Source organism: Sphingomonas sp. Root710 (genome assembly GCF_001429065.1).
Lineage (GTDB): Bacteria > Pseudomonadota > Alphaproteobacteria > Sphingomonadales > Sphingomonadaceae > Rhizorhabdus.
On record NZ_LMIB01000021.1, the window covers coordinates 1 to 26,857 of the forward strand.

Sequence of the window (26,857 nt, forward strand, 5' to 3'; positions counted from 1 at the left end):
CCGCGCAATGGGGCAGGCATGCAAAAAGGTTATTGCCCGCGCAATGGGGCAGGCATGCAAAAAGGTTATTGCAGAGTTTCAGAGACATCTCCGGCTTAGCGTTGTCTGGCGAACGAACCTTGAGGTGCCCCCTAATCGCGCTTTGAGGGCCGGGCGACACCGGTGATCCTGAAGAAATCATGTGCGGTGAAGGTGAAGTTCTGATCGACCTCCTCCCCGCGACTAACCGCCTGGGCCATCAGCGACGCGACGTAGAGGATGATCTCTTTGTCGTACATCGTGGCGATACCGGTCGCGCTCGGCCTGATCTGGATGCTCAGCTTGCCGATCTTGAACTCAAGCTCCTTATCGATCGCAACCTTCGACAGGGCAAAGAACGGGAAATCCATCACGCTGCGCTCGCCGCGGACCTTGCCGTGGAGCGGACTGTCGGGTTCGAACAGGTTTCCCTGCCGAACGATGATGGATTGCTTGCCCGCCATGCCTTTCCCCTCGGCGCTGTTAATGTGCGACATCGAAGCATAGCGCGATTTTGCCGACGGGGCAGCTTTGCACGCAACGATCTGCCCGAAAGCACGAGTCTTTGACCGCGACTCCCGCCCTTAGCCCGGCTTCCGTGCGTCGCGCCAAAGGGGCGCGCTGGGGCGACTCGTGCTTTCGGGCATCTCGTCCCCCACGGCCCGCGATGTTTGGGCGTGCACCGCCCCTCACGACGATCTGCCCGAAAGCACGAACTGCCGGGAAACCGCACGCGCAATCTGACCGATAGACCGGGGGTCGCCGCCCGCCTGCATCGCCTTCATGTTGCCGGCGCGGCTGAGATCCTTGAGACCGTGGAACGTCCGCCCGAGGTTGAGCTCGCCCTTGGCCGCACGGCCGCTCATGCCGCGCAGGTACGCCCCCGGCCGCTCGACCTCTCCCGCCTGATACTTTCGGACCGTGGCGATAACCGAGGCCGCCGCGCCGCGCTGACCCATGATCCGGCAGGCCTCGTGCCAGGCGTGGCGGTGAATGTGGTGTTGATCGGCGAGGCGCTCGGCAAGCTGGACCAGCTCGCCCCAACCTCGGCGGCCAAGATCGAGCGAACCGCACAGTTCCGGCACGATCGACTCGATGAAGTCCAGATCGACGCCATGTTTCTCCAGGTCCTCTTCCACCTCCGACTGCGGCAGCATCGACCTCACGTCATAATCGCCACTACTCTTTTCCGCTAAGCCGCTACGGGTAACTGCTTTAGCAGTTTGGGGTTGAGTTGTAGTTGTAGAGTCGATGCAATGTGTTACATCCGCGGATGCATTATTATTGGTTTCGACGGGATGATTGAGCGCGTCGCGCTCGAGAAGTACGGCCGCGACGCGGCCTTCCAGGTCCCGGCCGCGCTGCTCGATCTGTTCGACACAGCCGGTGAGCAGCTGAACGTCTCGAACATAACGCATCTGCCGAGCGGCGCTCTGCGCCAGGGCGAGCTCTTCGTCGGCTCCGGTATTCTGGAGCGAGGCGTCCACAGCAGCCTGGGCAAGGCTGGCGGTACGCCGGCGAGCGGAGGCCAGCCGGCGCCGGAGAGCATCGATTTCCTCGTCCTCGCGAGCCCCTCGCTCGGCGATGGCCCTGAACTCGTCGATTCTCGTGCCGATCGGGCTCAGGACGATGCCGTAGGCCCATTTGATGGTGCCGTCGGGGCCTCGCGCGCCGCCACGGTTGCCGTTGGGGCTGTCCTTGTGACTGATCAGTCGGAGCGCGATCGCTCGATCGAGGAGGTTCTGGACCTGCCTGACCTTCAATCCCAGCTTGCGCGCCAGCTTGTCGTTGCGCGGCCAGACGATCGGGGTCGAGGCCGCCCGCCAGTCCTCGGGCTTCGTCCAGGCGAACAGCACGTCGACCAGCTGCACGACGCTTGGAGGGACGTTGAGATAGGCTGCCGCTCGCTTGAAGGCGGCGAGCGCCTGCCCGGGTCCATTGCCCTCAGGCAGGCCGCGAAATGCCTGTGCGGCGCGTTCGGCCTCGGCCGCGGCGCCATCGAAGCGGCGGAAGCCGGCGCCCGGATGATAGGCGTAGGTCATCGTTCGGTAACTCCCCTTGTCGGAGCCCGTGCGGACACACAAAGCCGTGGCGCCTGATGCGCACTTTCGCTTGTGATTTGAGGGGCGTTCCGCTAGGGAGTGATTGTCACCTCGCTCCTAGTGGGCACCCCGAAAAGCCCGGCCTCGCGCCGGGTTTTTCATGTCAGCACAGCATCTCCCTGCACGATCGTGGCGCCGTCGAGACGTGCGTCCTCGGCCGGCGGCGCGACCCCTTTCCGTGTCTCAGGACCTCCCGGTCCGAATCGACGAATGTCACGCAAGCTGATTGTTACCGACAGGGGAGGGGGCCGACGCCGCCGGATGCTCGTGCTATCGGGCAGATCGCCGGAAAAATGTTCGTGCTTTCGAGCAGAGCGTCCCGTTGGACGGTGAGCGCAGCCGCTCGCGGCTCGTGCTTTCGGGCAGAACGTCTCGATTCCGGCGCCTCGTGGGGATATGGCGGAGGCGATGTTCCTGGTCCGGGTTCGGGCTTATGGGTCGAAAGAGCACGATTCCCGGAACTTGTGTTGCGATCTTACGGGCATGTTGCCGAGATTGCAGCAGAGCCCATAGCGTCTCAACCTATTGATGTTGCCGAGATCGTGAGGCCAGGATGGGGTCAGTTGATCTCACTCTGTTCCGCTAAATCCGGCACATTTTGGGGGACCGATCGTGTCACTGACCACGCTCAAAGTCCGCCATGCCAAGCCCGGTCGGCACGCCGATGCGCACGGGCTCTACCTGCATGTTCGGGAGAGCGGCGCGCGATCCTGGGTGCTGCGCATCCAGCATCGGGGCAGCCGCCGCGACTTCGGCCTTGGCCCGGTTCACGAGGTGTCGCTCGCCGAAACCCGCGCACTCGCCGCGGAGCTGCGCAAGCAGGTGCGCACCGGGCTTGAGCCACAGCGCGAGCGACCGGGACGCCGGCGGTCCGCTCCGACCTTCGAGAGCGTGGCACGCGACTGCTAAAGCCCTGCGCGGCGGCTGGAAGGACCAGCGCCACGCCTCCTGGTTGTCGAGCTTCGAGCGCCATGTGTTTCCGCGCATCGGCAAGACGCCGAGCGATCGCGTCGACAGCGCGGCGGTGCTGAACGTGCTCGAGCCGGTATGGCTGTCCATCCCGGATACTGCGCGACGCATCCTGCAGCGGATCGGGGCGGTGCTGGACTTCGCGCACATCAAGGGCCTCGTACCGGAAGAGGTATCGCTGCGTTCGGTGACCCGCGGCCTGCCGCGCCAGAGTCGACAGGTCACCCATCGCGCCGCCATGACTTATGGCGACATCCCGGCGTTCATGCGGGTGCTGGCGGCGCTGCCACCCGCCGTCGGTCGCGACGCGCTCAAGCTGACCGTGCTGACAGCCGTCCGCTCAAACGAGACAAGGTACGCGACGTGGGGCGAGTTCGACTTGGGGGCCGGTACATGGTCGATCCCGGCGCGCGCATGAAGATGAAGGAGCCGCACGTCGTGCCGCTCGCGCCGCCGACCGTGGCATTGCTCCGCGACCTCAAGCTCCGCCGGATGGGTGTGTCGGAGCAGACCTTCTACCGGTGGAAGAAGGTGTACGGCGGGCTCGGCGTCGGCGGGCTGCGGCGGGTGAAGCAGCTCGAGGACGAGAACCGCAAGCTCAAGCAGCTGGTCGCAGACCTGAGTCTCGACAAGCACATCCTGCAGGACGTTCTGCCAAAAAGTTCTGGCGCCTGGGCGGCGGCGCGAGATCGTCGCGCACGTCCAGGCGTCTCATGGTGTCAGCGAACGGCGCGGGTGCGTGGCGCTCGGCGTCGATCGTTCGTCGGTGCGGTACGTGCCGCATATGTCAACGGGCACCGAAGTTTCCCCGATTGTGGGCGTTTAAATTCCCTGGTTTGGCGGCGGGTCAGGGATCGGTGATCAGCCGGTCTGGTGATCGTCGTTTTCCTTTTTCGGCGGCGTCCGCGCCGCTTAGGCTCGGCGGGCAGAGGTAGTGCCCCATGGCGTGGTGTAGGAACACCGATCCTCGGCAGGGTCCAAGGATGATCAGGCTGCCAGTGCTGGCAGGCTGATGCGTGGGTTATCGCTCAAGGTGCCGATTGTTTCCAGCGTCATGTAGCGACGCGACACCGACCACTCGTCGTTCTGCTCGAGCATGAGTGCGCCGACGAGGCGGATGACCGCGGCGGTGTTGGGGAAGATGCCGATGACGTCGGCCCGGCGCTTGATCTCCTTGTTGACGCGTTCGAGCGGGTTGGTCGACGAGATCTGTGCCCAATGCTCCTTGGGGAACGCCATGTAGGCGAGCACCTCTTCGCGCGAGCCGTCCATCATCACGGCGAGCTTCTCGTATCGCTCGCGCAACGCATCGGCGACGTGGCGCCACTGCTCGTGGGCGTCGTCAGCGTTCTCCTGGGCGAAGATCGTCTTCAGCATGGCGACGACGGCGGGGCGCTGCTTGGCACCGACATGGGCCAGCGCGTTGCGCATCCAGTGCACCCGGCAGCGTTGTTGCGTCGCGTTGAACACCTTGCCTGCGGCGCTGCGCAGCCCTTTGTGATCGTCGGAGATGACGAGCTTGACGCCGCGCAGCCCGCGATCGGCGAGCGCGCGCAGGAAGCTCTTCCAGAAGGGTTCGGCCTCGGACGGGCCGCTCGCGACGCCGAGCACTTCGCGCTTGGCGAGCGTGTTGACGCCCACTGCCACTATCACCGCGGTCGAGACGATCCGGCCGCCCTCGCGCTCCTTCAGGTAGGTGGCGTCGATCCACAGGTATGGCCACTCGCCTTCGATCGGGCGGTTGAGGAAGGCGTTCACCCGCTCGTCGATCTCGGTGATCAGCCGGCTCACCTGGCTCTTCGAGACGCCGGTGCCGCCCATCGCCTTCACCAGGTCGTCGACCGAGCGCGTCGAGATGCCCTGGATGTAGGCCTCCTGGATCACCGCCACCAACGCCTTCTCCGCCGTGCGGCGCGGCTCCAGGAAGCTCGGGAAGTAGCTGCCCTTCCTCAGCTTGGGGACCGACAGCTCGATCCGGCCCGCACGCGTGTCCCAGTTGCGTTCACGGTAGCCGTTGCGATGGTTCAGGCGGTCGGGCGAGCGGGTGCCTGCCGGCGCTCCCGTCTTTGCCTCGATCTCCAGGTCCATCATGCGCTCGGCGGCGAACGCTAGCATCTCGCGCACCAGGTCAGCATCCGCCTCTTGCTCGACCAGCTCGAGCAGGGCCATCTTGGCATCGGTCATCGTCGTCTTCTCCAGGTTCGAGTTCGCATCCGAACCCTAGCCGAAGACCGGCGATGGCCACCTCATCCGGGGCCGCTTCCTACACCACGTCCGGGGGCACTACCCGGGCAGATTTACGAGATGGCTGGCGCGCAGGTTTTCGGGGATGAGCGCGGCATGCTCGCGCGTGCGGTAACTCGAGCCTTCGATCTGGATGACGACGGCGTGGTGGAGGAGTCGATCGAGTAGCGCGGTGGCGACGACCGGGCTGCCGAAGATGTCGCCCCATTCGGCAAAGCCGCGGTTCGAAGTGAGGATCATGGCGCCCTTTTCGTATCGAGCGTTGACCAGCTGGAAGAACAGGTCCCGCCACCGGGCGTCACCGGCAGGTAGCCGATCTCGTCGACGACGAGCAGCGAGGCGCGGCAGAGGAAGCGGATGCGTTCGCGCAGGGGGCCTTCGCGTTCGGCCTTGGCGAGCTGCGCGACGAGGTCGGCGAGCGGGATGAAGTAGACAAGCTTGCCGGCACGCACCGCCTCGACGGCGAGTGCGGTGGCGAGGTGGCTCTTGCCGGTTCCCGGCGGCCCGAGGAGATGGACGACCTCGGCGCGGGGGATGAAGTCGAGCCCGGCGAGCGCCATGATTCGGTTGCGGTCGAGCGACGGCTGGAACGAGAAGTCGAAGCCGGCGAGCGTCTTGACCACTGGCAGCCGCGCCATGCGCAGCGCCGCCTTGATCCTTCGGTTCTCGCGTAGCGACAGCTCCTCGAGCAGCAGCTCGTCGAGCGCTTCGATGCCATCGATCTGGCCCTGCTCGATCCGGCGCAGCGTCGCGTCGAGCATCTCGAGTGAGCGGCTCGTGGCCGGCCGCACCCGGCTGATCAACCAGCTTCGTGCGGTTCTGCTCGAGCGCGCCATCATCCTGACGAAGCGGCGCTCATGCTTGGCGAAGAGGCTTGACGAGTTGATGGAGGATGGCGCGCTGGCGATCAGGTTGTTGCGGGATCTTCGGAACGAGTGGGCGAGCCTCGACCGGCGGATCGGCAGCTACGACGATGAGTTGGCGGCGTTGACCCGAGACGACGAGCAGGCGAGGCGGCTGGCGACGATCCCGGGGATCGGCGTGATCAACGCTACCGCGCTCCTCGCCGCGGTCGGCGACGCGTCCGCGTTCGCCAAGGGTCGCGATCTTGCGGCGTGGCTCGGGCTGACGCCACGGCAGCACTCAACCGGCGGGAGGACCAAGCTGCTGGGAATCAGCAAGCGGGGCAACAAGTATCTTCGCACGCAGCTGATCCACGGCGCGCGAGCCGCCTTGGTCCACTTCTCGAAGAAGCTCACGCCGGTCGGCGCGTGGGTGCGTCAGATGCTCACCCGCGCTCACCCCAACGTCGTGGTCGTGGCACTCGCCGCCCAGCTGGCGGGTACAGCGTGGGCGGTGCTGCGAAACGGCCAGAATTACGAGGATGGGGCCGCCTGGCCTGAAGAGGTTAGCGGCCGGCCTTCGGCCTCGCCGCTCACGATGTCTGTGGAGGTGAGGACAGATGGCGTAACGGTCGAACCGGCGCCGCGGCAGCCTGGCGAAAAATGTGGTGCTCGACAACGCGATCTTTATGAGGCCCGGAGTGCGCGGAACCCATCTTAGCCAGGGCTCATGCCCTGAGACCCGATACGTTGATGCAGACCAGCACGCCGTCCAACATCACCCTTGCAGACGGGGCGGGCCATACGTTTTCTGGCAAGCGGAGGAGAGGTTGAGGATGTTAAGTAGCGACCTGAGGCCAATTTGCTCGGGCGGGCGAGGGATCAGGCATCCGTCGAATTCAAACGCATCCGTATTAACACCTATGTCGGCATTGCTTTGTCGAATGCGGTCGCTTTGTTCATCATCCTGGCCACCGCCGCGACGCTGCAAGCGCATGGCACCACCGATATTCAAACGTCGTCGCAGGCGGCCGACGCGCTCAGGCCGATAGCAGGGCGGTTTGCGTTCCTCGTCTTCGCGGTAGGGATCATCGGCACCGGCATGCTCGCTCTACCGGTGTTCGCGGCATCTTATCCCTCAAGTTCCTTTTCGAGCGCGTCGAGGACGCGGTAACAGGGGAGAACCTGCCCGACCGAACTGCTCGGCTCGCGCCCCTCGCGGATCGCGGCGATGAACTCACGGTCCTGCAGCTCGATGCCATTGTTAGATACCGCGACGCCCGAAAGATCGATCGCCTCCTCCTTGCCCGTCACCAGATCGTCGTAGCGCGCGATCCAGGTGCCGTTATCGCAAATGTAGCGGAAGAAAGTGCCGAACGGGCCGTCGTTGTTGAAGGACAAAGACAGTGTGCAGATCGCATCGCTCTCGCTTTTGAGCTGGATCGCCATGTCCATCGCGATGCCGAGCTCGGGATGACGCGCGCCTTGCAGCGCGTTGGCCTGCACGATCGGTCCCGCCTGATAGGCGAAGAGATCGACGGTGTGCGCGGCGTGGTGCCACAGCAGGTGATCGGTCCAGCTGCGCGGCTGGCCAAGCGCGTTCAAGTTCTTGCGGCGAAAGAAATAGGTCTGGACGTCCATCTGTTGGAGGGCGATCTCGCCTGCGTCGATCCTATCGTGGATATATTGGTGCGAGGGATTGAAGCGGCGGGTGTGGCCGACCATTGCGACAAGGCCGGTCTCCCGCTGCTTGGCCAGCACCGCCTCGCCCTCGGCGAGGCTGTCACACAGCGGAATCTCGACTTGGACGTGCTTGCCCGCCTCGAGGCAGGCGATGGTCTGGCCGGCATGCATCTGCGTCGGCGTGCAAAGGATCACCGCGTCGACGTCGTCGCGGGCCAAGGCATCCGCGAGCTCGGTCGAGTGATGCTTCGCGCCGTACTTGGCCGCGACGTCTGCTGCCTGCCCCGCAGTGCGGCTGATGATCGATACGATTTCGACATCGGGGATGTTCTTGAGGCCATCGAGATGCTTGATTCCGAACGCGCCGGCGCCGGCGAGGGCGATGCGGGTCATGATCTTTCCTTTGCTTATTAGGCGGCGGCGGGAGTCGCCTCGGCGGGGCGAAGCACGATGTGTCCGACCGCGGTGTTGGAGGCAGGAACGTGGTAGAAGCGGTGAAGCTCCTCCGGTTCGGCGCCCAATGCGCCGCGCATGATGAGCCACATCACGAGCTCGATCCCCTCCGAGCCTGCCTCCCGCAGATACTCGATGTGCGGCATCGTGCGGAGCCGCTCGGGATCGGCGGTCAGATCGTCCAGAAACCGCTGATCCCAGGCCTTGTTGATCAGGCCCGCGCGCATGCCTTGCAGCTGGTGACTCATTCCGCCCGTGCCCCAGATCTGGACGTTGAGATCCTCGCGGAAGCTCGCCACCGCCTTTACGATCGCCTCCCCGAGCCGCCAGCAGCGGTTGCCGGATGGTGGCGGATAGGTGACGACGTTGACGGCGAGGGGGATCACCTTGGCCGGCCATGCGGCGGGCTGGCCGAACATCACCGACAGCGGGACGGTGAGGCCGTGATCAACGTCGAGTTCGTTGATGATCGTCATGTCGAATTCGTCGAGGATGCAGCTTTGCGCGATGTGCCACGCGAGGTCGGGATGCCCTTCGACCTCCGGCACCGGGCGCGGACCCCACCCTTCGTCGGCGGGTCTGAACCTCTCGCCGCAGGCGATGGCGAAGGTCGGGATCAGGTTCGCGTCGAACGCCGAGGCATGGTCGTTGTAGACCAGGATGACGACGTCGGGCTTCTCCTCGACCTCCCATCGCTTGACCCATTCGAAGCCGGCGAACACCGGCTGCCAATAGGGCTCGCCGGTCTTGTCGTTGTCGAGTGCCGCGCCGATCGCGGGGATGTGGCTCGAGGCCACGCCTGCGGTGATGCGCGCCATCAGCGGTTCTCTTCGGGAGCAATGGAAGAATTGGCGATCTCCGCCGCGGCGTCGGCGACCGCGTCCAGCCCCGCCTGCTCCCGCAGCGAACGCACGCCTGCGGGGTCGCGGCCGCCGGCGACCATCATCGCCTGATACCTTTCCGGCCCCATTCCGGTCATCGTGCCGACCGCCTGGAGGAAGCTCAGCCCATCGGTGGAGAACAGCTTCGCCAGGAAGTAGATGTTGCCGCCCTCGTCGAGCAGCTGGTTGTAGTCGCGCCGCAGGACGCCGTCGCGCTGGGCCGGCGTGAGCTTCCAGCCGTCGAGATAGGCATGCTCGTCCACCTTGAACGCGGCGCGGTTTTCGGGCTTCATCAGGCTCATCGCGAACTGGTTGAGGTGGTAGCCCGTCCGCGCACGCTTGGCGGTGTAGACACGCGTGCCCGGTATGTCGTCGAACTCGGCCAGATAGGCGTGGATATCGGTCGGGCTCGTCATACCATCTCCTCCGGCCAGTATAGGCGCATCGGATTGGCGACGAGCAGCTTGCGCTGGAGCTCCGCCGTCGGTGCGATGCGCGGAATATAGTCGACGAGCTTGCCGTCGTCGGGGATGTGGCTCTTCATGTTGGGATGCGGCCAGTCGGTGCCCCAGAGCACGCGGTCGGGAAAGCGCTCGACGATCGTCCGGGCGAACGGCACGACGTCGTCGTAGCCCGGGGGGCCGGAGGCCGACAGCCGTTCGGGGCAGGTGACCTTCGACCAGATATTGTCTCGCTCCATGAACGTGATGAACCGGGCGAGCTCGGGGCCGTGCGCGTCCTTGGACACGTCGGGCCGGCCCATGTGGTCGACCACCACGGTGGTCGGGATGGCAGTGAAGAAGTCCCACTTCTCGATTAGGTCCGCCGCCTCGAAATAGATGACGACGTGCCAGCCCAGCGCGGCGATCTTTTCGATGATGCCGAGATAATAGGCATCGGGCTGGGGATCCACCAGCCGCCTGACGTAGTTGAACCGCACCCCACGCACGCCGGCGGCGTGCATCTCCGCCAATTCGTCCGCGGAGACGTCGGGCTTCACGGTCGCGACGCCGCGCGCCTTGCCGTCCGAATGGACGAGCGCGTCGAGCATCGCGCGATTGTCGGCGCCATGGCAGGTCGCCTGGACGACGACGTTGCGTTCGAAGCCGAGATAGTCGCGCAGCGCGTAGAGCTTGTCGCGCCCCGCGTCGCAGGGCGTGTACTTGCGTTCGGGGGCGTAGGGAAAGGCGGCGCCCGGGCCAAAGATGTGGCAATGCGTATCCACCGCTCCGGCCGGCAGGCGGAACGTCGGCTTGGCCGGCTGCGGATGGAAGCAGCGCCAATCGAGGTCCATCGCGAAGGCAGGGGGCGTCAGCGTCACAGGCCGCGCGCCTCCAGCTGCGCATCGAGCCGCGGGAAGACCGTGCGCGCGTTGCCCGAGAAGATCGCCGTCCGCGCTTCGTCCGAAATGTCCAGCGCGTCGACATAGCGCTTGGTGTCGTCGAAATAATGGCCGGTCTGCGGATCGATGCCGCGCACCGCGCCGACCATCTCGGAACCGAACAGGATATTCTTGTGCTCGATCACCTCGGCAAGCAGGTCGATCCCAGGCTGATGGTAGACGCAGGTATCGAAGAAGACGTTGTTCATCAGGTGCCTGCCAAGCTCCCGCTTCTTGAGCATGTCGGCAAGCCCTCGGTAGCGCCCCCAATGATAGGGCACCGCGCCTCCGCCATGGGGAATAATGAAGCGCAAGCGCGGGAAATCGGCGAACAGGTCAGCCTGCAGCAGCTGCATGAACGCGATCGTGTCCGCAGCGATGTAGTATGCACCGGTGGCGTGCATCGCCGGGTTGCAGCTGCCGGAGACATGGATCATCCCCGGCACGTCGAGCGCGACCATCGCTTCGTAGAACGGATACCAGTAGCGGTCGGTCAGCGGGGGCGAGGCGAAATGGCCGCCGCCTGGATCGGGATTGAGGTTGCAGCCGACGAAGCCCGCCGCCACGCACCGCTCGAGTTCCGCGATCGAGCTGGTCATGTCGCTGGCCGGCGACTGGGGCAGCATGCAGACGCCGGCGAAACTCTCAGGATAGAGGCCCACGACGCGCGCGATCAGGTCGTTGCAACGGATCGCCCACTCCTTCGCCACTGCGGCGTCGCCCACGTGCGGCGCCATTGCGGAGGCGCGCGGCGAGAAGATCGTCATGTCGGCGCCGCGCTCGCGGATCAGGCGCAGCTGGTTCGCCTCGATCGTCTCGCGGATCTCGTCGTCCGAGATGGCGGGGTAGGGCGGGTTGGCCTCCCCCGCCTTGAACGCCGCCGTCTGCGCCTCGCGCCAGGCGTCGTGCCCCTTGGGCAGCACGGTGTAATGGCCGTGGCAGTCGATGATCATGCGGCATCCTCCAAGCTGAGCTGGGCGAGCTTGGCTGCGAGGCCTTCGCGAGGCGCGAGCAGGCCGAGCGCACCGATCGCGCCATGGCGGGCGGCGGTGGCGCGGCTGAGCGCGGTGCCGGTGCCGAGCGCGTCGAGCGTCTTCACCACCTCGTCCATCTCGGCGGCGCGGCGCAGGCCGTGGACCATCATTCGCTCGATGTTGTAATCGGCACGGGCGGTCCAGGCGGGCGGCGGCGGGCTGGCGTCGAGCGAGGCGAGCACCTCGTCGAGCACGCCGGCACGATCGGCGGCGAGCAGGCATTCCGCGGTCAGCGCCTCGATCCCCTTGACCATCACCGAGCGGAGCATCTTGATCGACGAGGCGCGGCCGACATCGCCGGGCACGACGCGGGCATCGGCGAAGCCGATATGGCCGAGTAGCGCGGCGCCCTCTTCGGCGTGCGGCCCCGAGACAAGCAGCGGCACGCCGGTGCGCGACGGATGGACCGGCGCCATCACCGCGACGTCGACGTAGCGCCCGCCCGCCGCCTCGACGGCAGCCGCGGCGTCCCGCTTGGTCTGGGGCGCGACGCTGTTCATGTCGAACCAGATGGCGCCGCGCGGCAGCAACGGCGCATCGACCGTCGCAGCGGCGAGCGCCTGGTCGGCGGTGACCAGGCTGAGCACGCCGACTGCGTCCGCCAGCGCCGTCGCGGCGCTGTCTGCGCCGCTGACGCCGGCCGCGGCAAGATCGGCTCGCTTCCCCGGGGCGGTAACCGGATCGTCGGTCTTGCAATCGTAGACGCTGAGCGTGGTGCGCGACGCGAGCCCGGGAGCGAATGCGGCGCCCGCCTCTCCGAAGCCGATGATCGCGATCCTCTCCCGCATGGTCCGCGCGATAGTCGCCCGACTATCAGGCGCCCAATCGGAAGGTCACGGCGCCTATTCGATTTCCTGAACCGTCACTAGATTTCTGTCTCGTCGAGATGCTCGAGGAAGCGGCGCTGGGCAGCCGTCGGCCGCCAGTCGGCTCGGTTGGTAACGCCGATCGTGCGTACGCACTGCGCGAGCGGTGCGCCGACAAAAGCGAGAATGCCGTTGGCCACCTCCAGCGCGACCTGCTCGGGGGAGAGCAGGGTCAGGAAATCGCCGCGGGTCAGCAGCCCGCGCAGCACCATCACCGAGCCGCACTCGATCGGTCGCGGCGGAGGCGTGCGCCCGGCGAACAGCTCTTCCCAATGCGCGCGCAGCGGCGAGCCGGGAGGGGCAACCGCCCAGGGGAAGGCGGCAAGCGTTGCGCGTGAGACCTCGGCAGCGCCCGCGAGCGGGTGCTGCGCTCCAGCGACCACCACCGGGCGATCCTCTATCAATGGGCGCTGGCGGAGGTCCGGCGGCACGACCGGACGGAGCGCGCCGATCATCAGATCGATCACGCCCTCGCGCAACGGCTCGATCAGCTCGCGCCAGCTGCCCTCGACGATCGAGAGAGTGACGTCGGGGCGCTCGGCAATCAGCCCGGCCACCGCGCGCGGCACCAGCGACGCGCGCGACAGCGGCATCGCCCCGATCACGATGTTGCCGCTGCCCTCGCCCGGCGGCCGGGTCTCCGCGATGGCGGCCGCGATCTCGGACGCCGCGAGGCGGATGCCCCGCGCCAACCGCCGCCCCGCGCCGCTCAGCGTGACGCCGCGCCCGCGCCGCTCGACCAGCGAGACGCCGATTACCTGCTCAAGATCACGTACCGAGCGGTGCAGCGCGGGTTGCGACAGCGCGGTCGCCTGAGCCGCGGTGACGAAGCTGCCGGCGTCGGCGAGCGCCAGGAACGCGCGCAACTGGGTCGCCGTCATTAGCCACTCGGGCCGGCCGAACCCGCGCGTGCCGCTCCGCTTCGCGGCGGAGAGATACTCGAACGCGGCTTCGACACGGTCGACGAGGAGCAATCCTGCGGATGTCGCCTTCATCCCGTCGGGCCGCCGCTCGAACAAGCTAACCCCGAGCTGCGCCTCGAGTTTGGCGAGACCTTGGGTCAGCGCAGGTTGCGACATGCCGATCGCATCTGCCGCCGCACTCATCCCGCCGCGACGGACGATCGCGCCGAGCGCACGGAGATGGTGCAGGTTGAGATCGAAGGGGGCCGGCATCGCTGCCCAGATATCATGAAAACTTATCGCGCGTCCGCAATTGCGATTTGCCTCGGGAAGCGCGCGGCGACACCCACCCACGACGGTAGGAGACTGACATGGCCGGGCGGGTGGTGCGCAACATCCAGCGCACCGATATGGCGGTAATCGACGGGCTTGGGGCGGCCGGCGTCGCGACAGTGCACGAGGCGCAGGGCCGCATCGGTCTGCTCGCGAGCCGGGTGCGGCCGATCTACGCCGGCGCTCGCATTGGCGGATCCGCCGTCACGATCTCCGCACCGCCGGGCGACAATTGGATGGTCCATGTGGCAATCGAGCAGCTCGGTCCCGGCGATGTCCTCGTCCTGGCGCCGACCAGTCCCTGCGAGGACGGCTATTTCGGCGATCTGCTCGCGACCTCGGCGATGGCGCGCGGATGCCGTGGCCTCGTGATCGACGCAGGCGTGCGCGACGTACGTGATCTGACGCAGATGGGCTTTCCGGTATGGTCGCGGGCGGTCTTCGCTCAGGGAACGGTCAAGGCAACGCTCGGCTCGGTCAACGTGCCGATCGTCTGCGCGGGAGCGGCGATCGTGCCGGGCGACGTGATCGTCGCCGACGACGACGGCGTCTGCGTGGTCAGGCGCGGCGATGCCGCGGCGGTCCTGGAGATGGCCCGCGCACGCGAGGCGGCCGAGGAGGCGAAGCGCCGCCGCCTCGGCGCGGGCGAACTCGGCCTCGACATCTACGGCATGCGCGGCAAGCTGGAGGCGGTTGGTCTGAAATATGAGTGAGGGGGGCGTGCCTTGTGCCTGGATGCGGGGCGGCACGTCGAAGGGTGGCGTCTTCCTCGCGGGCGATCTTCCCGCCGACCCGGCGGCGCGCGACGCCTTGCTGCTGCGGGTAATGGGGTCGCCCGATCCGCGCCAGATCGACGGGATAGGCGGCGCCGATCCGCTGACCTCCAAGGTCGCGGTTGTGCGCAGGTCCGCGCGCGAGGGCGTCGACGTCGATTATCTCTTCCTGCAGGTGTTCGTCGATCAGGCAATCGTCAGCGACAGCCAGAATTGCGGGAATTTGCTGGCGGCGGTCGGGCCGTTCGCCGTCGAGCGTGGCCTGGTCGCGGCGCGCGACGGCGAGACGCCCGTGGCCATCTTCATGGAGAACACCGGCCAGGTGGCGGTGGCGACGGTCGCCACGCCGAACAGGGTGGTGAGCTATGCCGGCGATGCGCGGATCGACGGGGTGCCGGGGACTGCGGCGCCGGTGCCGCTTGAGTTTCGCGATACTGCAGGTTCGTCGTGCGGGGCGCTGCTGCCGACCGGGAACGCGGTCGACATGATCGACGGCATCGCATGCACGCTGATCGACAACGGCATGCCCTGCGTGGTGCTGCGCGCAGCCGACGTGGGTGCGACCGGCTACGAGACGCGCGAAGCGCTGGACGCGGCGATCGGGCTCAAGACCCGGATCGAGGCGATCCGGCTGCAGGCCGGACCGCTGATGAACCTCGGCGACGTGACCGAGAAATCCGTGCCGAAGATGATGCTCGTGGCGCCGCCGCAGCAGGGCGGTGCCGTCACCGTGCGGAGCTTCATCCCGCATCGCGCGCACGCCGCGATTGGCGTGCTGGGGGCGGTGAGTGTCGCGACCGCATGCCTCGTGCCAGGCTCACCGGCGGCCGAGGTCGCGTCGGTGCCGGAAGGCGCGCGCAAGACGCTGTCCGTCGAGCATCCGACGGGCGAGATGATCTGCCTGCTGACGCTGGGCGCCGATGGCTTAATGCAGACCGCCGCGCTGCTGCGGACCGCGCGCAAGCTGATGGACGGGGCGGTATTCGCCTGATGCCTCTGGTCTGAAACTCCGTCGACCGGCGATTGAGAACAGAGGGCGTTTGTGTGCGATTCGCAAGCCAGTGGCCGGGCCGACCTGGCGTCATCAAAGTGGCAATCCCGCGTAGTTCTCGGCGAGGGACATCTGCGCCGCGCGGGAGCTGCGAATATAATCGAGCTCGGCGAGCTGAATACGGCGATCGATTGACGCTGTACCCGGAAAACGGTGCGTCAGGCCGGTAAGCCACCAAGAGAAGCGCACTGCCTTCCATACCCGCGCCAGCGCGCGCGCCGCATAGCTTTCCAACGCGGCATCGTCGTCACGGCGATAATGGCGGGCGAATGCATCGGCCAGGAAGGCGACATCGGACGCGGCGAGGTTGAGCCCCTTGGCACCGGTCGGCGGCACGACATGCGCCGCATCTCCTGCAAGGAACAGGCGGCCGTGGCGCATTGGCTCAGCGACGAACGAGCGCAACGGCGCGACCGACTTCTCCAGCGCCGGACCGCGCGAGATCCGGCTTCCGGCCCTCGGACCAAGGCGGATCTCGAGCTCGTCCCAAAGCCGCTCGTCCGGCCAGTTTGCGAGCGGCTCATCTGCCGGCACCTGGATATAATAGCGGCTGCGTGTCTTCGATCGCATCGAGGCGAGCGCGAAGCCGCGTTCATGGCTGGCGTAAATCACCTCTTCTTTGCAAGGGGGCACGTCCGCGAGAATGCCAAGCCAGCCGAAGGGATAGACCTTCTCGAACGTCCGCAACTGATCGGCCGGAAAGGCCGAACGACTCGCACCATGGAAGCCGTCACATCCGGCGATAAAGTCGCAGTCGATGCGGACATCCTCGTCTCCTGCTCGGCAGGTCACCGCAGGTGCCCTGGATGCGATGTCGTGAAGTGCGACGGCGTTAGCCTCGAACAGGATCGGGATGCCGCGCGCGAGTGCCGCCTCGATAAGATCACGTGTCAGCTCGGTCTGGCCGTAGATCGTGATCGTCCGGCCCACGAGGTCAGCGAGATCGATGCGCAGCGGCTCGCCGTCGACCAGGATCGAGAAGCCATGATGAACGAGCCCCTCGGCATCGAGGCGCCTGTCCACGTCCACGCGGCGCAGGAGGTCGACCGTAGTCTGTTCCAGCACCCCCGCGCGGATACGCGCCTCAACATAATCGCGGCTGCGCGCCTCCAGCACGACGCAGTCGATGCCTTCGCAGTGAAGAAGGTGCGCGAGGAGCAACCCAGCCGGTCCGCAGCCGATAATCGCCACCGATGTCCGCACGCCCACTCCTCTCGCTCAGGTCGGACGAGCCTAGCCGGGGCGCCTGGGCCGTGAATGGAGAGGACGCTGACATGCTTGCACTTATCGCTCGTGTGGTATCATGGTTGCGCATGCTCGCCCCCGGTGTTCCTCGTTATTCGCTTTATGGAGAGCCGGAGCATGGCGTTGACGATCGCTTCATCCATGTGGAGACGATCGCCCGACGCAGCGCCGCCGCCGATTGGACGATTCGTCCGCACTCGCACGGGGAGCTCGAGCATTTGCTGATCGTGGAGCGGGGCGGTGGCGAGATGCTTGTGGATGGCGATCGTGTGCCCTTTGCGCGGTCGATTCTCGCGGTGCCTGCCGGTGTCGCGCACGGCTTCCGCTTCGATTGCGCCACGGAAGGCCATATCGTTACCGTGGCCGGTCCGCTGCTGCGCCGGATCGCCACAAGCTATTCCCTGGTTCGGCGGCTGATCACGGCAGCGCGCGTGCTGCCGCTGCCGGAGGAAGTCGAACTGCGGCCGATGCTCGACGCGCTGATGGCGGAGACGGCGAGCACGAGGCCGCTGAATGCGATGGCTGGCGAAGCGCTGCTCCAACTTCTCCTCGTCTCCGCCTGCCGGCTGGTGCCGGAGGCAGAGGGTCAGTGTTCAGCGCCCCGCCGCCCGGCGCTGTTGGTCAGTCGCTATCGTCTGCAGATCGACCGGCACCTGCGCGACGGCTGGAGCATCGCGCATCATGCCAGTGCGCTGGGAACGTCGATCGCGAGGCTGCGGGCGGCATGCGTGGAGGTGACGGGCGCGCCGCCCATCCAGCTGATGCAGAACCGGCTGATCGCGGAGGCGCGGCGCCAGCTCGCCTATACCGATCGCACGGTGGCGGAGGTCGGCTATGACCTCGGCTTCGGAGATCCGGCATATTTTTCGCGCTTCTTCCGCCGCTGCACCGGGGTTTCGCCGGGAGGGTGGCGGATGGATCAGTCCAGCGAGAAGGACTCGGCCTCCATTGCCGTCTGAAATGCCGCGCGGTTATGCTTGCCGCAGACGCCGTTCGATCAGCGGCCTCAATTTATCAGCCCAAGCTGCCTTGCCCTCTTGACCGCCTGGGCGCGGCGGCTCACCCCGATCTTACCGTAGATACGATTCAGGTACCACTTCACCGAGCCTTCGGTGAGCCCCAGCGTTCCCGCAATCTCGCGGTTCATTCTCCCATTTCCGACGCTTCGCAGAATATCGATTTCCCTTGTATTGAGCACCTCGACCATGTGCGTATAATCCTGCTCGCTGAGGCTCGCGTCGCTGATCGGAGCCCTCGAGGACAGATTTCCGGTTTCCTCATCATGAAGTCGCGTTAGCGTGGCGATGAACGCGCCGTTGTGGGAGTTCTCGCTGTTGAACTCGCGCAGGACGCTCATCACAATCTCTCCCTCATCGAGAAAGGAGCGAAGGAAACGCGGCTCTCGGGCGAGATCGACGGCTTTCAGGAGGGTCCGATAGGCTTGGTTCCGGTCGCCTCGCAAGGCATCGCAGCCGCCGGCCATTATGCCCCATCGCACCGCGCTCAAGATCCAGCCCGAGGCATGGTTGTGATCGCGCCAGCGCCGCGCAACCCTACCTGCCTCGGCGATCTTGCCCGTCGCCTGAGCCTTGCGGACGGCGATGATCGCCTTGAGTTCATCGATAGTCGTCATGCCGACGGACGGCATGTGGTGGTCGAGACAGAGGGAAATATCCCCTTCCCTCGTATACCGGCCGACAATATCGGGCCGACCGCTATGGAGATGCAGACGCGCGGTTTCCGCAGCGACCGCCAGTCGAAGCCGCTCGAAACCCGAAGACGCTGCAAAGGCGATCGCGTCAGCGAAGGCTCGCTCGGCCATAGCCGTCTCGCCGCGCAGGAGCCGAAGGCGGGTCGACACAGAGAACTCCGCCACCAGCTGATCGACGTAGCCCATCTCACGCCCGACCTCCCGGTATTGGGCGACGATCGAGGCGGCGCGCTGAACCTCACCCGTCTCGTACAGCAGTTCGCTCAACAGCAGCGACGGGATGGCGGCTTGTGCCGAATCGGCGCCGTTCAATCGGATCGCGCATTTCAGGGCTTCGTCAAAAGCCGCTTCGGCGTGATCGGTACTCCCCTGCCGAAACAATGAAATCCCGATCACCGACGCATGCCAGATGAGAACGAAGATGCTACCCGTGCGCGCGTAATGCTCGCGTCCACGAGCCGCGCCGGACGCGACGTCGGACTTCAGAAGCCGGTGAGTATCGATATAAATACGGGAGGTAAACAACGTACCCAATATATAGTGATCGCTCGGCTTGGGCATTTCAGAAAGTTTGCGCCAAAGCGCTTCTGTTTCGCTCAAGCGATCCGTGAATAGCCCTAACATCATTTCGCGGTGGACCAGCAGGAAATTCAGCTCATCGAGATCGGGCGCAATCTCTGCTTCGGGCGAGGCTCCGAGCTGTAACAACCTCTGCCTCGCGGAATGCAGCAGTTCGTCGGCGTCGGTGAAGTGCCATCCTATGATTGAAAGCCAGGCCTTGGTCAGCAGGACGCGGGGAAAGCGCCCCAGGGCTTTCATTGGCACTTGCGTTGCAAGGGTTTCGATCGAGCCGAGCTCACCATTGTAAAACATCGACTGACAACGACGATCCAGGATTGCAGCCGCGCGTTCGTGGTCGCAAGCGCGTACCGCATAAGCAAAAGCTTCTATCGGATGTCCTCGTTCGGCGAACCAATCACTCGCGCGAATAGCTATTTCTGCGGGCGCCGCAGGGTCGCGATCGATTAGGCGCTGCAGCAAGAAATCGCTAAAAAGGTGGTGATAGCGGTACCATTCGTCGTTGTTGTCCAGCGAGTATATGAACAGTCCCAAGCTCTCCACCTTGCGGATCATGCGCTTACCGTTTTCCGTCCCGGTAACGGCATCGACGAGCGCCGGTGTGATGCGTTCTAGCGGCGCGGTTCGCATCAGGAAGTCCTGTAACTCCGGGGTCTGCTGGACGAGGACTTCTTCGGCGAAATAGGAGCCGATCGAGCGTCGGCGCTCGCCGATATCGGCGCCGAGCCGATACTGATGCGTACCGTCGCGAAGCGCGAGGCTTACCAGCCGCAGCCCGGCTGCCCAGCCCTCGGTCCGGGAGCCGATATCTTCGATCTGCTCGGCGCTGAGTTCCGTTTGACCGGTGACGGTGAAGAATTCTTCGATTTCGGGCCGGGAAAACTTTAGGTCATCTGCATAGACCTCGAACAATTCCTCGCGCACCCGCATCCTGCCGAGTTGAATGGGGAGGGCGCGTCTCGAGCCGACGATAAGGTGCGCGTGTGCCGGAAGGACGTGCAGTAGCTCGTTCAAGGCTGCGTGGCTCACGCTTGTCGTCAGAAAATGAGCGTCGTCGAGAAAGAGATAGATTGGCGCATCGACCGAGGTCAGAAGATCGCTCGTCGCGGCCGCTAGCGCCCTCGTTGTCGCAAAGCCCTCCGCCGTCAGAAGCTCGGCGACGGACTCGATCCTCACCCCCGAAAGTTCCAGCGATCGCAGGATGCTGGAAAAGAGATCGAGCGGACCCTGATCACCCGCGTCCAGCCCAAGCCAGGCCGTCACTCCACCTTCCGCAGACAGCAATCGCGACCATTCGGCGAGCAGGCTGGTCTTTCCGTAGCCCGCCGCCGCCTGGACCAGTGTCAGCCGGGCGGTCCGGACGTTCTCGATCGCGCGCAGCAGCCGTTCTCGGCGCACCAGCGTGCCGGAACCGACCGGCGGAATCAGCTTCGCCCGAATCATTCGCCTCTCCACCGACCCTGTTTTCTCACGACTTTCGGCATGCCAACCTTCGTTAGGTGACAGCTAATCTGCCTGCACACAAGAAGATGTCGATCACTGAACTGCGATCGGACCACTCCGTTCGCGTGTACGTAAAGTGGACGGCAACGATCGTCCGGGCTGGAGAGGATCGGGCGATGCACTCGGTATCGGCAAGTAGACGAGGCAATTCGCTGAAGGCCATCAGGAGTTTTACATGAAAGCTGCCAACGCTACGACGGCGCCCGCCACCGTTGAGGAACTCGACGTACTCGTCGTCGGAGCCGGTTTCGCGGGCCTGTATCAGCTTCACATGCTGCGAAAGAAGGGATTCACCGTTAAGGTCCACGAGGCCGGTCCGGGGCTGGGTGGCGTATGGTACTGGAATTGCTATCCGGGCGCGCGAGTGGATTCGGACAGCTACCTCTATCAGTTCTCCGATCCGGGCCTATGGAAGGACTGGAGCTTCAGCGAGCGATTCCCCGGGGGTCCGGAAATCCGCCGCTATTTTGAGCATGTCGACAATGTCCTCGATCTGAGCCGTGACATCCGGTTCAATCGTCGCGTCGAAAAGGCCCGTTTCGACGAGCAGCGCCATCAGTGGATCGTCGAGCACGACGATGGCTCCATCGTGCGCGCGCACTATCTCGTCCTCTGCACCGGCTTTGCGGCCAAGCCCTTTATCCCGACGATCAGGGGCCTCGAGACGTTTGCGGGGGAATGCCACCATACCGGGCTGTGGCCACAGAACGGCCTTCGGGCCGCCGGAAGGCGGATAGGCGTCATGGGAACCGGCGCGAGCGGTGTCCAGGTCATTCAAGAGTTCAGTAAGGTCGCAAGGGCGCTGACCGTCTTTCAGCGCACACCCAACCATGCCTTGCCGATGCGCCAGGCAAAATACGATCAGCACATTTCGCAGAAGATGAAGCTGGGTTTCCCCGCCATGTTCGAAAACCGGCCGAAGACGTTCGGGGGCAACGACTTCGACTTCCTTCCTCAATCCGCCCTTGAGGTTTCGCCCGAAGAACGGCTCGCGGTCTATGAGGATCTCTGGAATCAAGGTGGATTCAAGCCGTGGGTCGCAACCTATCACGACGTACTATCCGACATGGAGGCGAATGAGTCGGTCTATGCTTTCTGGCGCGACAAGACTCGCCAAAGGATCAACGACCCGGCGGTGGCCGAGAAACTGGCGCCGATGGTCCCGCTGCATCCTTTCGGCGTCAAACGGCCGAGCCTGGAACAGGACTATTACGAGGCCTTCAACCAGGACAATGTGACGCTGGTCGACCTCCGCGAAAATCCTATCGACCATGTCAATGCGCAGGGCGTCGTCACCGCCGACGGTGTGCAACACGACCTTGACGTCTTCGTCCTCGCCACGGGCTTCGATTCGGTGACTGGCGGTCTGACCAGCATCGACATTCACGGGACGAAAGGCGAGACGCTCAGGGAGAAGTGGGCCGATGGGGCAAGCGCCTACCTCGGCCTGGCGACATCCGATTTTCCAAACCTGTTCTTCGTATACGGGCCATTGAGCCCAAACGCGTTGTCGGTCGGGCCGGTCAGCGCCGAGGTCCAAGGCGCCTGGATCGTCAAATGCCTCGAATATATGCGTAACGGGCAGCTTTCTCAGATTGAGGCTACCCCGCAGGCCGAGCAGGTCTGGAACGATCATCTGAACGAGATCGCCGAAACCACCTTATTCCCGCGCGCCGACTCTTGGTACATGGGGGCCAACATCCCCGGCAAGAAGCGCCAGCTCCTCGCCTATCCGGGGGGCCTTCCCCTCTATCTGCAAAAATGCCGAGAGGTCGACGAGAACGAATACGAGGGCTTTGCGCTTAGCTGAGCCTGGAACGGTACAGCGGTCCGCTGGGGACGGACTCGGTCAGGAGAGCGTAGAATGGCCCATGACGTTACATTGGCGGACGACGACAAGGTTATCCTCTCCTTAATGGCGGCCAACGGAATTCCGCCATACGAATCAATGACCCCCAAGCAGGCTCGCTCGGCTATGGCGCAGTTCGCGGCGATCGCATTCCCCAGGATGGCGGTCGGCAGCGTCGAGGACCTCTCTATTTCCGGCGCGGACGGCATCCTTAAGCTGCGCCTGTACACGCCGCCGGCAAAGCCCAGCGGCCTCACGCCCGCGCTCATTTTCCTTCACGGCGGCGGCTGGATGCTCGGGGACCTCGAGAGTCACGACGACATCTGCCGCAAGTTCTGCGTGTCGCTGGCCATGCCCGTCCTCGCCGTCGATTATCGGTTGGCGCCCGAGCACCGCTTTCCTGCGGCCGTCGAAGACGTCTTCACCGCCGTGCGCTGGTTGTCCGACAATGTGGAACGCTTCGACATCGACCGTGAGAAAGTCGCGATCGGCGGGGACAGCGCCGGTGGCAACTTGGCGGCCGTGGCGGCGATCGCGGCAGCGCGGGGTATGCTACCCGCCTTAGCCTACCAGATCCTGTTCTATCCGGTGACCGATCTGGGGCGGGAGAGCGAAGGCTATGCGCGCGTTACGAGCGGCGTGCCCGTTGCCGCGCCGACCATGCGTTGGTTTCGCGATGCCTATCTCGGCTCACGGCAGGACGGGGAGGATTGGCGCGCATCGCCGTTGCGCGCGGACGACTTGGCGGGCGTTGCTCCGGCGTTCGTCATGACGGTGCAGCATGATCCTCTGGCGGAGGAGAGCGCCGCTTATGTTAGCCGCTTGATGAAAGCGGGAGTTGCGGTGACGCACCTGCATTATTCGCAGCATTTTCACGGCATCATCAACATGGGAGCGATGATCCGCGATGCGGAGGCGGCGATGGCAAGCGCCGTCGCGGCACTGCTAGCGCATTTCCGGCCCTCCGCGTCCGCCGGCTGAGTTCTCGCACCAATCTCGTCAACCGTGCATCCGAGGAGAGCTTGTCATGTCCGGGTTCGCAGCAAAGACCGTGCTGGTAACTGGTGCGGCGACCGGGATCGGGCGCGCGACCGCGCTGGCCTTCGCGGCGCAAGGGGCGTGCGTGATGATCGGCGACATCGATGATCGTGCCGCGGAAACCGTGGCGCTCATCAGCCGGGCCGGTGGAACGGCGGCGTTCGAACACTGCGACGTCGGCGACGCGATGCAGACGACAGCGCTGGTCGAAGCGTGCATCACGCGCTTCGGCCGATTGCATATCGCCTTCAACAATGCCGGGGTTCTCCCGCCGGCGGTGCCCTTCCACGAGATCGTCGAAACAGACTTCGATCGAATTATCGCGACCGACCTGAAGGGGGTCTTCCTCTGCATGCAGGCAGAGATCAGGCACATGCTCGAGCATGGCGGCGGCGCGATCGTAAACACGTCGTCGGTCGCCGGCATCGTCGCCGATCCGAACATGGCTTCCTACGTTGCGGCCAAGCATGGCGTTGCGGGCCTGACCAAGGCAGCCGCGGTCGAATATGCCCAGCGAGGGATTCGCGTTAATGCGATCGCTCCCGGCTTCATCGTCACCCCGATGACCCAGCCATGGGCGGATTCGCAAGTATTCCGGAACGCCTTCTTCGCCCAGAACGTCATCGGCCGCGCCGGAACGGCGGAAGAGGTAGCCGGAACCGTGCTTCACCTCTGCTCGGACGCGGCGAACTTCATCAACGGAGCGCTCTTCGTAATCGACGGCGGTCAGACCGCCCACTGAAGATATACCGCACGCGCCGTGTGATCGCCAAGCCCACCAGCGGCCGCATGAATGCCACCAACCTTCGTTAGGTGACGTCAGATTATGGAGCGGGCAACAGGATAAGGAGAATGGATCAGACGATGACTGATCGCTCACTGCGGACACAAAGCGGCGACGACGATCGCCGAATAACGGGGAGGATAGGGGTATGGATTACTCGGCAGCGATAGGGACGTTCGTGTCGGGCATGGCGAAGGCCCGGCATCTGACATTGCTGCTCGCCGTCGCGGGCGGCGCGCTCACCACCTCCGAAGCCGCCGCACAGACCACCGCGCAGCCCGAGAGTGCGCCCCCGGCAGACCAGAGCGCCGCGCCAGCGGCGCCCGTGAAGAAAAAAGGATCCGTTACCGACGAAGGGTCGGTTTTCCGGGACATAATCGTGACCGCGCAGAAGCGCAGCGAAAATATCCAGAAGGTAGGCATCTCTATTACCGCCTTCAGCGGCAGCCAGATGCGCCAGCTGGGCCTCCGTAACGCGATCGACATCGCCAAGGTCACTCCGGCCGTCAGCATTTATCAAATTCACCCGTCGGTTACGAGCATCAACATCCGGGGCGTCTCGCAGAACTACTTCGCCGACCATCTGGAGGCGCCGATCGCGGTCTATCAGGACGATGCCTATCTCGGCTCGACCAGTTCGGTCGGCGTGCGGACCTACGACGTCGACCGCGTCGAGGTGCTTCGCGGCCCGCAAGGCACACTGTTCGGACGCAACGCAACTGGCGGCCTGATCCATTTCGTCTCCAAGGGTCCAACGGACAAGTTCGATGCTTATGAGGAAGTCACGGCCGGCGGTTACGAATATGGCCACGGCTTCATCGAGACCGAAGGGGCCGTAGGCGGCCCGCTCTCGGATAACGTCACGGCCCGGCTCTCCTTCGCGACGACCAACGACCAGGGGCCTTGGCACAATTCCGTCGGGCCAGCCCCTGGCAACAACAATGAATACGACGCCCGCCTACAGCTGCGGTGGGAAATCGATCCCGCCACAAGGCTGGATTTGAACGGTTCGATCTCGCTCAACCGCAACATGCGCGGCGCTGCCTATACTACGCGCGCGGTGCAGCCCGACGCCCACGGGCTCGGTACCGCGCTCGCTCCTGACGAATACGGTACATACGTCAATTTCGCCTCGCCTACCTTCGCGCCCATTCAATCGCCCTGCGAGGGATGCGACCTGACCGGGTATCGCCAGGGATCCAATCCATTCAAGCTGCAAGAGGACGATCCCGGAAGCTTCCGGCGTACCATCTATTCAGGAACGGCCAAGCTAACGCACGACTTCGGGCGAATAAACTTCGTGTCCGTTTCCAACTACCAGCATATATCGAAGAGTTTTTCCATCGACACCGACGGCGGCCCTTCGGTCCTGTTCGATTATGGTACGCAGATGAAGTATCGGCAGTTCTCGGAGGAAGCTCGCGTATCGGGCACTTCCGACAAGCTGAAGTGGGTCGCCGGATTCTTCTATCTCAATATGAAGGGCCGTTACGGCGTCGATGGTCTGTTCGATCTCGGCCCATATATCGGCCTGACCTGCACCGCACCCGCCTGTTATGGCGGCTCGCCCGTAACCGACTCGTTGCGCGCCAGCTACGAACTGAACGTGAAGAGTTGGTCCGGCTTCGCTCAGGGAGACTATTATCTGACGCCCGATTTCTATGTCACGGGCGGACTTCGCTACACCGACGACCAGAAGACATTCGATTACCGCTTCCATGATTCGTTGGGATTTCAGGCGGTCCTGACGGGTGGCTCCCCGACCGTCGACTATAATCCTGCTACCGATCCAAGCGCTGACCGAAGCTTCAAGAACATTTCTGCTAAAGCTCAGGTAAACTGGACGCCGAGCAGCAATCTCCTAGTTTATCTGGGTTATTCCCGTGCCAATAAAGGTGGCAACTGGAGTGCTCCGATTTTTCCTCCGGTCGTTACCTCGGCACTCCCTCACAAGCAGGAGGTCCTCACCTCCATCGAAGGTGGTGAAAAGCTTCGAATGCTCAATGGTGCCTTAACTCTGAATAGCTCGGTCTATTATTACTATTACAAGAATTACCAAGCTTTTGCGATGCAGAATCTTGTACAGACGATCTTTAACGTCAATGCGCGCGCCTACGGCGGCGAGGTAGAGCTCCGTGCAAATCCGCTCCTAGGCTTGGATCTGGGGCTGTCGACCGCGTTCATCCACAACACGGTCTACGATACGCCATTGCCAGACGGCACGTTCGCGGATCGTAAGCTACCAAACGCGCCGAAAATCTCGCTCAATGGTTTGCTGCGCTATTCTTTCGACGCGCTCGGCGGCAAGCTCGCCGCACAGGCCAATGCACAATATTTTGGCGCGCATTACATGACCGTCCTCAATGAGCCCACCAACCACGAGAACGGGTATGTGACTGTCGACCTCCGGCTGGAATATACTAGTCCCGATGCTCACTGGTCGGCTGCCGGCTTCGTCCGCAATGCGAACAATGCCCGCTACCGCATCTACGGGCTCGACGTCTCATCGCTCAGCTATGCCGCGGGCGTCTACGCGCCGCCCCGCACCTACGGCATGACCCTCGGCTGGAAGTATTGATGATCCAGCGAAGCTCCACCCGAGCCCTGCGCGCTTCT

The 26,857-nt window shown here is 64.4% G+C and carries 25 protein-coding genes and 1 pseudogene; 12 read left to right on the forward strand and 14 right to left on the reverse strand.

The window, feature by feature from the left end:
* Nucleotides 1-131 precede the first annotated feature (131 nt).
* Together ASE00_RS22475 and repC are read right to left on the reverse strand one after the other, a co-directional pair.
* Nucleotides 132-515, reverse strand: coding sequence for a replication initiator protein A (locus tag ASE00_RS22475; protein WP_235538797.1), 384 nt, complete (start codon nt 513-515; stop codon nt 132-134).
* Between the two features lie 192 nt (nt 516-707).
* A complete protein-coding gene (gene repC / locus ASE00_RS22480; protein WP_056356511.1) occupies nt 708-2,060 on the reverse strand; it encodes a plasmid replication protein RepC in 1,353 nt (450 codons plus the stop codon).
* A gap of 672 nt (nt 2,061-2,732) precedes the next feature.
* Between repC and ASE00_RS24190 the strand changes: the two genes are divergently transcribed.
* The 3 genes and pseudogenes from ASE00_RS24190 to ASE00_RS24540 all read left to right on the forward strand — a co-directional run.
* On the forward strand, nt 2,733-3,029 hold the full coding sequence (locus ASE00_RS24190) for an Arm DNA-binding domain-containing protein (protein ID WP_056384077.1): 297 nt from the start codon (nt 2,733-2,735) through the stop codon (nt 3,027-3,029).
* Entirely contained in the window at nt 2,956-3,507 is a 552-nt protein-coding gene (locus tag ASE00_RS24195) for a tyrosine-type recombinase/integrase (RefSeq protein ID WP_414819873.1), read from the forward strand. Before ASE00_RS24190 ends, ASE00_RS24195 begins: the two co-directional genes overlap by 74 nt.
* A gap of 68 nt (nt 3,508-3,575) precedes the next feature.
* A pseudogene (locus ASE00_RS24540) lies at nt 3,576-3,763 on the forward strand (transposase); the annotation flags it as partial.
* A 313-nt stretch (nt 3,764-4,076) separates the two neighbouring features.
* Here the strand turns inward: ASE00_RS24540 and ASE00_RS22500 are convergent.
* The 3 genes from ASE00_RS22500 to ASE00_RS22505 form a co-directional block, all read right to left on the reverse strand.
* Nucleotides 4,077-5,273: an IS256 family transposase gene (locus tag ASE00_RS22500; protein ID WP_056356516.1), complete on the reverse strand. Its 1,197-nt coding sequence runs from the start codon at nt 5,271-5,273 to the stop codon at nt 4,077-4,079.
* 99 nt (nt 5,274-5,372) lie between these two features.
* Nucleotides 5,373-5,573 (reverse strand): ATP-binding protein, encoded by a 201-nt coding sequence (locus tag ASE00_RS24360; protein WP_321164044.1) that lies wholly within the window; start codon nt 5,571-5,573, stop codon nt 5,373-5,375.
* The gene (locus ASE00_RS22505) at nt 5,570-6,124 is read right to left on the reverse strand and encodes an ATP-binding protein (RefSeq protein ID WP_321164045.1); all 555 of its coding nucleotides are present in this window, start codon (nt 6,122-6,124) and stop codon (nt 5,570-5,572) included. The genes ASE00_RS24360 and ASE00_RS22505 overlap by 4 nt, the downstream gene beginning before the upstream one ends.
* Here ASE00_RS22505 and ASE00_RS22510 point away from each other — a divergent pair.
* A complete protein-coding gene (locus ASE00_RS22510) occupies nt 6,111-6,896 on the forward strand; it encodes an IS110 family transposase (RefSeq protein ID WP_056356518.1) in 786 nt (261 codons plus the stop codon). The genes ASE00_RS22505 and ASE00_RS22510 overlap by 14 nt on opposite strands.
* 141 nt (nt 6,897-7,037) lie before the next feature.
* Nucleotides 7,038-7,349 (forward strand): divalent metal cation transporter, encoded by a 312-nt coding sequence (locus tag ASE00_RS23950; RefSeq protein ID WP_056356519.1) that lies wholly within the window; start codon nt 7,038-7,040, stop codon nt 7,347-7,349.
* Here the strand turns inward: ASE00_RS23950 and ASE00_RS22520 are convergent.
* The 7 genes from ASE00_RS22520 to ASE00_RS22550 form a co-directional block, all read right to left on the reverse strand.
* Nucleotides 7,307-8,251 carry a Gfo/Idh/MocA family oxidoreductase gene (locus ASE00_RS22520; protein WP_056356521.1) on the reverse strand — a complete coding sequence of 315 codons (945 nt, stop codon included), beginning with the start codon at nt 8,249-8,251 and terminating at the stop codon, nt 7,307-7,309. The genes ASE00_RS23950 and ASE00_RS22520 overlap by 43 nt on opposite strands.
* A 17-nt stretch (nt 8,252-8,268) precedes the next feature.
* Nucleotides 8,269-9,129: a class III extradiol dioxygenase subunit beta gene (locus ASE00_RS22525; RefSeq protein ID WP_056356523.1), complete on the reverse strand. Its 861-nt coding sequence runs from the start codon at nt 9,127-9,129 to the stop codon at nt 8,269-8,271.
* Nucleotides 9,129-9,608, reverse strand: a complete 480-nt coding sequence (gene ligA / locus ASE00_RS22530) for a protocatechuate 4,5-dioxygenase subunit alpha (protein ID WP_056356525.1) — start codon at nt 9,606-9,608, stop codon at nt 9,129-9,131. Before ligA ends, ASE00_RS22525 begins: the two co-directional genes overlap by 1 nt.
* The gene (locus tag ASE00_RS22535) at nt 9,605-10,486 is read right to left on the reverse strand and encodes an amidohydrolase family protein (protein WP_056356526.1); all 882 of its coding nucleotides are present in this window, start codon (nt 10,484-10,486) and stop codon (nt 9,605-9,607) included. Before ASE00_RS22535 ends, ligA begins: the two co-directional genes overlap by 4 nt.
* Nucleotides 10,487-10,509: 23 nt before the next feature.
* On the reverse strand, nt 10,510-11,526 hold the full coding sequence (locus ASE00_RS22540; RefSeq protein ID WP_056356528.1) for an amidohydrolase family protein: 1,017 nt from the start codon (nt 11,524-11,526) through the stop codon (nt 10,510-10,512).
* Nucleotides 11,523-12,395: an NAD(P)-dependent oxidoreductase gene (locus ASE00_RS22545; protein WP_056356530.1), complete on the reverse strand. Its 873-nt coding sequence runs from the start codon at nt 12,393-12,395 to the stop codon at nt 11,523-11,525. The genes ASE00_RS22540 and ASE00_RS22545 overlap by 4 nt, the downstream gene beginning before the upstream one ends.
* Nucleotides 12,396-12,472: 77 nt before the next feature.
* Entirely contained in the window at nt 12,473-13,648 is a 1,176-nt protein-coding gene (locus tag ASE00_RS22550; RefSeq protein ID WP_056356533.1) for a LysR family transcriptional regulator, read from the reverse strand.
* A gap of 98 nt (nt 13,649-13,746) precedes the next feature.
* On the opposite strand from ASE00_RS22550, the gene ligK reads away from it, so the two are divergent.
* Both ligK and ASE00_RS22560 read left to right on the forward strand, forming a co-directional pair.
* Nucleotides 13,747-14,421 (forward strand): 4-carboxy-4-hydroxy-2-oxoadipate aldolase/oxaloacetate decarboxylase, encoded by a 675-nt coding sequence (gene ligK / locus ASE00_RS22555; RefSeq protein ID WP_056356535.1) that lies wholly within the window; start codon nt 13,747-13,749, stop codon nt 14,419-14,421.
* Nucleotides 14,414-15,472 (forward strand): 4-oxalomesaconate tautomerase, encoded by a 1,059-nt coding sequence (locus tag ASE00_RS22560; RefSeq protein ID WP_056356537.1) that lies wholly within the window; start codon nt 14,414-14,416, stop codon nt 15,470-15,472. Before ligK ends, ASE00_RS22560 begins: the two co-directional genes overlap by 8 nt.
* A 93-nt stretch (nt 15,473-15,565) precedes the next feature.
* Here ASE00_RS22560 and pobA read toward each other — a convergent pair whose 3' ends face one another.
* Nucleotides 15,566-16,735 (reverse strand): 4-hydroxybenzoate 3-monooxygenase, encoded by a 1,170-nt coding sequence (gene pobA / locus ASE00_RS22565; RefSeq protein WP_056356603.1) that lies wholly within the window; start codon nt 16,733-16,735, stop codon nt 15,566-15,568.
* Nucleotides 16,736-16,845: 110 nt separating this feature from the next.
* On the opposite strand from pobA, the gene ASE00_RS22570 reads away from it, so the two are divergent.
* Entirely contained in the window at nt 16,846-17,736 is an 891-nt protein-coding gene (locus tag ASE00_RS22570; RefSeq protein WP_056356539.1) for a helix-turn-helix domain-containing protein, read from the forward strand.
* 47 nt (nt 17,737-17,783) lie between these two features.
* On the opposite strand, the gene ASE00_RS22575 is transcribed toward ASE00_RS22570, so the two are convergent.
* Nucleotides 17,784-20,510: a helix-turn-helix transcriptional regulator gene (locus ASE00_RS22575; RefSeq protein ID WP_156405549.1), complete on the reverse strand. Its 2,727-nt coding sequence runs from the start codon at nt 20,508-20,510 to the stop codon at nt 17,784-17,786.
* 235 nt (nt 20,511-20,745) lie between these two features.
* On the opposite strand from ASE00_RS22575, the gene ASE00_RS22580 reads away from it, so the two are divergent.
* From ASE00_RS22580 to ASE00_RS22595, 4 genes are all read left to right on the forward strand, one after another.
* The gene (locus ASE00_RS22580; protein ID WP_056356542.1) at nt 20,746-22,380 is read left to right on the forward strand and encodes a flavin-containing monooxygenase; all 1,635 of its coding nucleotides are present in this window, start codon (nt 20,746-20,748) and stop codon (nt 22,378-22,380) included.
* Between the two features lie 54 nt (nt 22,381-22,434).
* Nucleotides 22,435-23,400 (forward strand): alpha/beta hydrolase, encoded by a 966-nt coding sequence (locus tag ASE00_RS22585; RefSeq protein WP_082591512.1) that lies wholly within the window; start codon nt 22,435-22,437, stop codon nt 23,398-23,400.
* A 46-nt stretch (nt 23,401-23,446) separates the two neighbouring features.
* The gene (locus ASE00_RS22590) at nt 23,447-24,199 is read left to right on the forward strand and encodes an SDR family NAD(P)-dependent oxidoreductase (protein ID WP_056356546.1); all 753 of its coding nucleotides are present in this window, start codon (nt 23,447-23,449) and stop codon (nt 24,197-24,199) included.
* 190 nt (nt 24,200-24,389) lie between these two features.
* On the forward strand, nt 24,390-26,819 hold the full coding sequence (locus tag ASE00_RS22595) for a TonB-dependent receptor (protein ID WP_056356548.1): 2,430 nt from the start codon (nt 24,390-24,392) through the stop codon (nt 26,817-26,819).
* The last annotated feature ends 38 nt before the right edge of the window (nt 26,820-26,857 follow it).